The sequence below is a fragment of the Castellaniella sp. genome, from assembly GCF_034007085.1.
GTDB lineage: Bacteria > Pseudomonadota > Gammaproteobacteria > Burkholderiales > Burkholderiaceae_B > Castellaniella.
The window spans coordinates 1-6,558 of record NZ_JAVERO010000122.1; the positions used below are offsets into that span (position 1 = coordinate 1).

Here is a 6,558-nt window from a genome sequence, read left to right on the forward strand (position 1 = left end):
GGCCCAGGCGCACCGCCGGCGGCATGAACAGGTAGCCCGACAGCGGCTCCGATGCGCCAGGTTCGCGCAAGATCAACAAGCCCTGGGCGCGATCCTCCGACCCGGTCGAGGGGTCGCGTTGAGTTTCCAGGGCGAACCAGCCCTGGTCCAGAGCATTGCGCAGCAGCGTGCGCCAGGCCTGCTCTCCGCCACCCCGGCCGCCCGTGACGCTGCGCAGGTCTTCGCCCGGCAGATATTCCACATCCGTGTGACCGGCGCTTTCGGCACGCATCAGGGCCTCGTCCAGGCGCGACAGGACATCGCTGAAACTTTCCCCGGGTTCGTAGTCCGTCAGCACCATGCGCCAGCGGCACAGCCCCGCCTGCCCCAGCCGGATGCGCTGGGCCTGCAGGATTTCGCCCACGGACTGCGCCACGCGCACCGCCACCGGACCGGGCACCATCGGCAGGATGAAGGCAAAATCCGACCCATTCAGCCGCGCCAGCCAGGCTTGCTGCCCCAGCCGCTCGCGCAGCACTTCCAGTACCAGCCGGCCCATGTTGCGCAACCACTGGTCCACGACCTGGCGGCTCATGGTCTGGTTGACCGACTGCAGATCGCACTGGCGAAACAGCATCACATGGCCACCCTCGCCCTGGTCGGGCGCGGGCTGCTCCAGCAGCCGGCGCAGTTCGTTGATGAAATATTTGCGATTGGCCAGCCCCGTCACCATGTCCTGGTTCAGTTCGAGTTCCAGCGATTCGATGCGCGACTGGTGTTCGGCCGCCGTGGCCCGGACCCGTTCGTGTGTGCGCGTGATGATCTGGGCGACTTCGCGCAGTTCGACCATCGAAGGATGGCGCACCGGCGGCAGATCCCCGCCCGCCGCCTGCGTCATGGCCTGGACCCGCGCCATCACATCATCCTGCAATGCCCGGCGCAGCCAGCGCATCAACATGAACACGAACAGCCCCCACAGAATGCCAGCCCCCACCGTCAGGGTCACGATCCGTGCCGTGCTGTCCCACAGCGCGTTGCGCGCATAGGCGTCGCTCGCCAGCAAGCGCACTACCCCCTGCTGGGTCCAGCCATTGGTCACCTGGCGCTGGGCCTCGTGCCGTTCCAGGGGCAACAGGTGGCTGAACCATCCCGGCGCAGTGACCCGGCTGTCGCGGCCATCCTCGATTTCGCGGCGGATCAGGATCCGGCCCGTGGGGTCCAGGAATTCCACGACCTGGAACTGGCCGCTGTCAAACAGCACGGAAATCAGCAATTCGCGCACCGTCGGGTCCTGGTTGGACGGCTGCGACAGCGTCAGGGCCAGGGATGTCGCGGTGGAATCGCTCTGCCCCTGAAGCTGGGCATCCAGATACTGGCGCGCCGAGCCGATACTGAAAATGGTCGTCCCGACCAGAATCACCAGGATCGCCAGGGTCACGCTCAACAGCAGTTGTCTCAACAGGGACATGACATTCCTTTCATTCCATCACGGCTGAAAGCCTTCGGACCGCATGCGGGATAAGAGGTCCCGCCACCGGCCGATGCCTTCTACCGAAGACTGTTTCCCGCCGGGCATGTATACCCCCTGGGCATTGAAACTGAACACCGGCGTCAGGTCGGGCCGGTTGCGCGCCGGCTGGATCCGGTCCACCAGACTGTCGAGCACCAGGGGTTCGGCCTGAGGCTGCGGGTAATAACCCAGCACCATGTGGGCAATGCTCTGGCTGCCGATCTGGGCGCGCACATAGACGAAACGCAGCTTTTCGGGCGCCACCCCCAGGTGCAGCAGGGAAAAATATTTGCCGATCACGTAGTCTTCGCAATCGCCGGAACCCTGGGCCAGGGATTGCAGCGGCGTGGCCCAGTAATCCACCTGGCCCCAGATGGTGATGTCTTCGCCGCCGATCAGCGCATTGTTCCAGAAACTGTTGACCAGCCGCAGTTTTTCCTGTTCGTCCTGCCCGGCGGCCTGCGCCAGCAGGGCCTGCCAGGATCCGACCGCGCGGCCTGCCTTGGCCCCATAGCGCTGCCGGGCATGGGATACCAGCGCCTCGGGGTCGAACGACACCGCTGGCGCGGGCCCCCAGGCCAGCGCCAGGCACAAAGCCAGGGCCGTCAGCCCCTGCAACAGGGGGCGAACCCTGGCAGCGGTCGGCTGACGATCGGGCATGCACGGATTTTGATACAAATAGATGCGACAGGAAAGCGGCAGCGCAACAATTCCACTATTGCCGCCGGGATGTTATCGACTGCGCAGAGATCCGGCCATTGGCGTTGAAGACAATATAGCGAGCCAATATCATCAGGTCGGCAAGGCCTCCAGATCCTGCAAAAAAGGGCCGGTGTCAAGATGACTGGTTCCAGGCCGCCTTAGTTGAACAGCCGTGGACTAAGCCACCTGCGCTTGTCCCGGAAGATTGGCCTGAGCAATAAGGTCGAGCAGGGGCGCAAGACTCTCTTGGATGGCGTATAGCAGGCATCAAATGATGGCCTGCAAGCCCTTGTCGGCAATGACGTTCAGCAGCTTGAGCGCCGGGCCGGCCGGGCGAGTCTCGCCTTGCTCCCACTTGCGCACGGTCGAGGCCGAGGTATGCAGGTGCAGCGCAAACACCGGCTGGCTGAACTTCAAGGCTTCACGCAGGCGCTTGATGTCAGCAGCACGGAACTCCCGCACTGGCGGCGGGCAAATCGCGTCGAACTCGCGCATCGTCACCTTGCTGATCGCTCCGGCTTCTTGGAGCGCCGCCAGGTCGCCGCGCAGCGATTCAATGATCTTGCTCACAATGCACCTCCAGTAAAACACCCGACTGCAACGCCTTCGATAAGGCTTCGGCAGGCAGTTCCAGGAACACCTTGCCGGCGAATTGCAGCGCCTTCTTCTCGCCCTGCGTGATGTTCGCCTTGTCACGCTTGGGGAACCCATGCAGGAAAACATAGCGGCTGCCAATCTTGGCCGACAGCAACGTGCGATAGCCGCCGCTCTTGCCACCACCAGGGCGGGCTACCCGCTTCTTGTAGAGGAAGCCGCCCAAGTCCGCGTCGATCAGACCGCTTTCCATCTCCTGAACCGCCTTGCACAAGGCGGCATCGGGCAGCTTCTCGCCCGACTGCCACCGCGCAAAGTCCTTGCGCTTGAGGATGCGCGTCATATCGACCTCCAAACTATACCCGTAACGGGTACATTTTTCAAGATGGCGCGGTGAGGCCGCCCCACAAGTGGCGGCCTCACCCAATTGTCGTAGCAGCGACACGACAATCGGGGCTGGCAAGGTGGGAGCATGGCTGCCAGTCACGCCGTCGCCTCTGCCGGACACGATGCCCCAGTGATCGCCAGCCGTCGATTCGCCACCAGTTCAGCCACCGGAGTCGGCCCTGAAATATCACTAACACGTTGATTTTATGAGATAATATCGGAAACGAGAGCCACGATATCTTCCAGGATCAGCCCTGATACGGGTCACTTTCTGGGAGAAATGCAAAACTCCCCATGAGCCAAATCGACGATTTTTTCCGCAGCCGCCTGGATCAGATGATTGATCTGCGTAAACCACTTGCAGTGCTCGCCACGCATATTCCGTGGCAGGAACTGGGGGCGTCGGTGGCTCACCGATTTGCCCGCCAGGTGCGCAGTGGTAAGCAGGTGGCGGATGTCGATTTGTTTGGCCCGACAGTGGCCGTTGTGGGTGGTGCGATTTCAAACGCGGGGCGCCCGCGTCTGCCGATGCGGCTGATGATTTCGCTCCTTTATCTGAAGCACACCTTCAACGAAAGCGACGAAGGCGTGTGCGAACGCTGGAGCGAGACACCGGTCTGGCAATATTTTTCTGGCCAGGAATATTTTGAGGATCGCATGCCGTGCGATCCCAGCGCAATCAGCCGCTTCCGAGGCCTGTTGGGTGAGGAAGGCGTGGAAGAACTGCTGGTGCAGACCATCATGGTGGGCATGAGGCTGGGCTTGATCGAGCGCCGAGCCCTGGAGACGGTGATCGTCGATAGCACGGTGCAAAGCAAGGCGGTGGCCCACCCCACGGACAGCCGCTTGCTGGAGGTCGCGCGCGATAAGCTGGCCGAGGCGGCCAAGGCCCACGGCATCCAGTTGAAGCAGACCTACGCCAAGGAAGGCAAGGAGCTGGCCAGGAAAGCAGGACGCTACGCCCACGCCAAGCAGTACCGGCGCATGCACAAGACGATCAAGCGCCAACGCACGATTCTGGGCCGTCTGGCGCGTGATATCGAGCGCAGCAAGACAGTTCTGGCCCAAAGCATCCAGCAGGCTCTGGATCCGTTGCTATCCCGAGCCCATCGGATCGCGGAACAAAGCCGTCGCAAGAAGACGACCAAGGGCAAAGACAAGGTTTACAGCTGGCATGCACCGGAAGTCGAGTGCATCGGAAAAGGCAAGGCCCGCACCCCGTATGAGTTCGGTGTGAAGGTGGGTATCGTCACCACCTTGAAGGGAAATCTCATCGTGGGCGCACGCAGCTTCCCAGACAACCCGTACGACGGCCACACATTGGCCGAGGCGCTGGAGCAAACCAGCATTCTGCTGCAAGACACTGACATCAAACCCAAGACGGTCTATGCCGATCTGGGGTATCGAGGCGTAGACGGCGAGATCCCGGAATACGGACTCAAGCACCGAGGCAAATTCAAACGGCTGACGCCCAAAGAGCGGCAGTTGTTGAAACGTCGCCAGGCGATTGAACCAGTCATTGGACACCTGAAAAGTGATCACGGCATGAATCGTTGTCACTTGAAGGGCCAAATGGGTGATGCAATCCATGCGGTGCTGTGCGCAGCCGGCTTCAATATGAAATGGCTGCTGCGTCGGATTGCCCAAGAGGGCATCCGCCCTTTTTTTGCCTCTTGTTTTTTGGTCTGGTTCTGGCAGAGGATCCAGAAACTATCCCTGTGGGGTGAGCTACCCCGCCAGAATTCATGGCTTCTGATCGCCGGAAATCCGTTGTGATGGGTGAGAACTGAATTCTTCAGGGCCGACTACTTACCGGAAGCGTCGGCGATGTGTCGGAGGGTGACGATGAATTTCAGCGGGCGGGGTGAAGGCTGGCATTTCCTGGAAATTGCCGACAATTGGCTTGAAAATCGTCCTGCAATTCGTTATTAATTGTTATCATTCATTGCTAATGAATCCAGGTAAACGGTGACTGCATGGAACCACAAGACAAATGGGCACCTCGAATATCCAGCAATTTCAGCCAAGCCAACCTCTGATCATGACTGTTACCGAACTTCGAGGCGATTCTGTTCAATAAACAATCAACATTTCGGGCTTTTCAGCCCACTTTCCGACTGAATCGCACCCTGAAGGTGCAATTCAGCCCCTGCCGCACATCATGCAGGCAGGACGGGGCGCTGTCTTTTCTCCAACCCGCAAAGAAAAACCGCCCGCACCCCAGAACAGCCAGGGATGCGGGCGATGCGCGGGGCAAAGAACGGATCAGCTGTGATCGACCTTCAGTTTGCCTTCCTGGATCAGGCTGTTGATCAGACCCGCCTGACCAGCCTGTGTCGTCAGATCATGTACATTCCCCGCATTCAAATCAACCCCCTGGAGGATGATCTTCTGGTCAGGATTATTGCTTGAACTATTGAATGTTCCTTGAGAGTTGACGTCAATGATGGTGTTTCCATCCTGCACGGAAATATGCAGATATTGAGTCAAATCACCCGTCACCGTGCCATCCGGATGCACCGTGACATGCGCCTGCTCCCCTTGCAGGAGATCGCTCAGATCCAGTTTGTCCGCACCGCGGTCGTAAGGATCAGCCGCACCCAAACCGAAATCCGTCACTGTATCGACAGCAGGATTCGTCGTCGTTCCCTGATCGCCAAACGACCAGGCAAAAACATCGTCACCGGATCCACCTGTCAAGGTGTCATTGCCGGCTCCCCCGTACAGAATATCGTTACCGGCCCCACCCTCCAGGATGTCATTGCCACCGCCACCATAGAGGATGTCATTGCCAGCCCCGCCGCTCAGATGGTCATCGTTGTCATACGCAGTCGATTTGTTGAACTCATTCGAATGACTCGTGATGTAGTCATGAATATCCTGGTTAGTCACCTCGGCAGGAGCCTTGTGCAGTTGAGCCGCAATATAGCTCCTCAAGTCTCCGGCCCCAGTCGCACCAGACTCGGCATTGCCCAGGATCAAGGAATCACCGAAGAGAATGTCATTGCCATCGCCTCCGTTGATCGTATCCTTGCCCATGTTCTGCATGACCTCTGTACCCAGAATAGCGGCGGCCAGATCGCTGGGATCAATACCCGTCTGCGGATTATGGTCGCTGTCATAGGGTTTGAGATCGTCCTGGCTAACACCTGAGCCCAGGCCAATGGCTTCCACCACCATGCCATCCAGGCCATCCAGAATCGCAAACGCAGCCAGAGATTCTTGGGTAGTGCTCGAATCCGTTTCGTTTCCTTTACCTGCAAGATCCTTGGATGTGAACTCGACCCCGCCGGTTCCATCGGGCGTCAAGAAGAAATCAGTACCGTTGTACTGGATCGATTCGTCCCAGGTGTAGTAAGACCCCGACCAACCCCAATGCTTAGTAT

The 6,558-nt window shown here is 59.6% G+C and carries 6 protein-coding genes; 1 reads left to right on the forward strand and 5 read right to left on the reverse strand.

Annotated elements, in window-relative coordinates:
* From RBR29_RS09825 to RBR29_RS09840, 4 genes are all read right to left on the reverse strand, one after another.
* Positions 1–1,447, reverse strand: a 1,447-nt coding sequence (locus tag RBR29_RS09825; protein ID WP_320348917.1) for a LapD/MoxY N-terminal periplasmic domain-containing protein, incomplete at its 3' end; no start/stop codon positions are given.
* Between the two features lie 18 nt (positions 1,448–1,465).
* Positions 1,466–2,149 carry a transglutaminase-like cysteine peptidase gene (locus RBR29_RS09830; protein ID WP_320348918.1) on the reverse strand — a complete coding sequence of 228 codons (684 nt, stop codon included), beginning with the start codon at positions 2,147–2,149 and terminating at the stop codon, positions 1,466–1,468.
* A 309-nt stretch (positions 2,150–2,458) separates the two neighbouring features.
* The gene (locus RBR29_RS09835; protein WP_320348919.1) at positions 2,459–2,761 is read right to left on the reverse strand and encodes a DNA-binding transcriptional regulator; all 303 of its coding nucleotides are present in this window, start codon (positions 2,759–2,761) and stop codon (positions 2,459–2,461) included.
* A complete protein-coding gene (locus tag RBR29_RS09840; RefSeq protein ID WP_320348920.1) occupies positions 2,745–3,128 on the reverse strand; it encodes a type II toxin-antitoxin system RelE/ParE family toxin in 384 nt (127 codons plus the stop codon). The genes RBR29_RS09835 and RBR29_RS09840 overlap by 17 nt, the downstream gene beginning before the upstream one ends.
* Before the next feature lie 338 nt (positions 3,129–3,466).
* On the opposite strand from RBR29_RS09840, the gene RBR29_RS09845 reads away from it, so the two are divergent.
* Positions 3,467–4,948 (forward strand): IS5 family transposase, encoded by a 1,482-nt coding sequence (locus tag RBR29_RS09845; protein ID WP_320348921.1) that lies wholly within the window; start codon positions 3,467–3,469, stop codon positions 4,946–4,948.
* A 489-nt stretch (positions 4,949–5,437) separates the two neighbouring features.
* Here RBR29_RS09845 and RBR29_RS09850 read toward each other — a convergent pair.
* On the reverse strand, positions 5,438–6,558 hold a 1,121-nt coding region (locus RBR29_RS09850), incomplete at its 5' end, for a type I secretion C-terminal target domain-containing protein (RefSeq protein WP_320348922.1).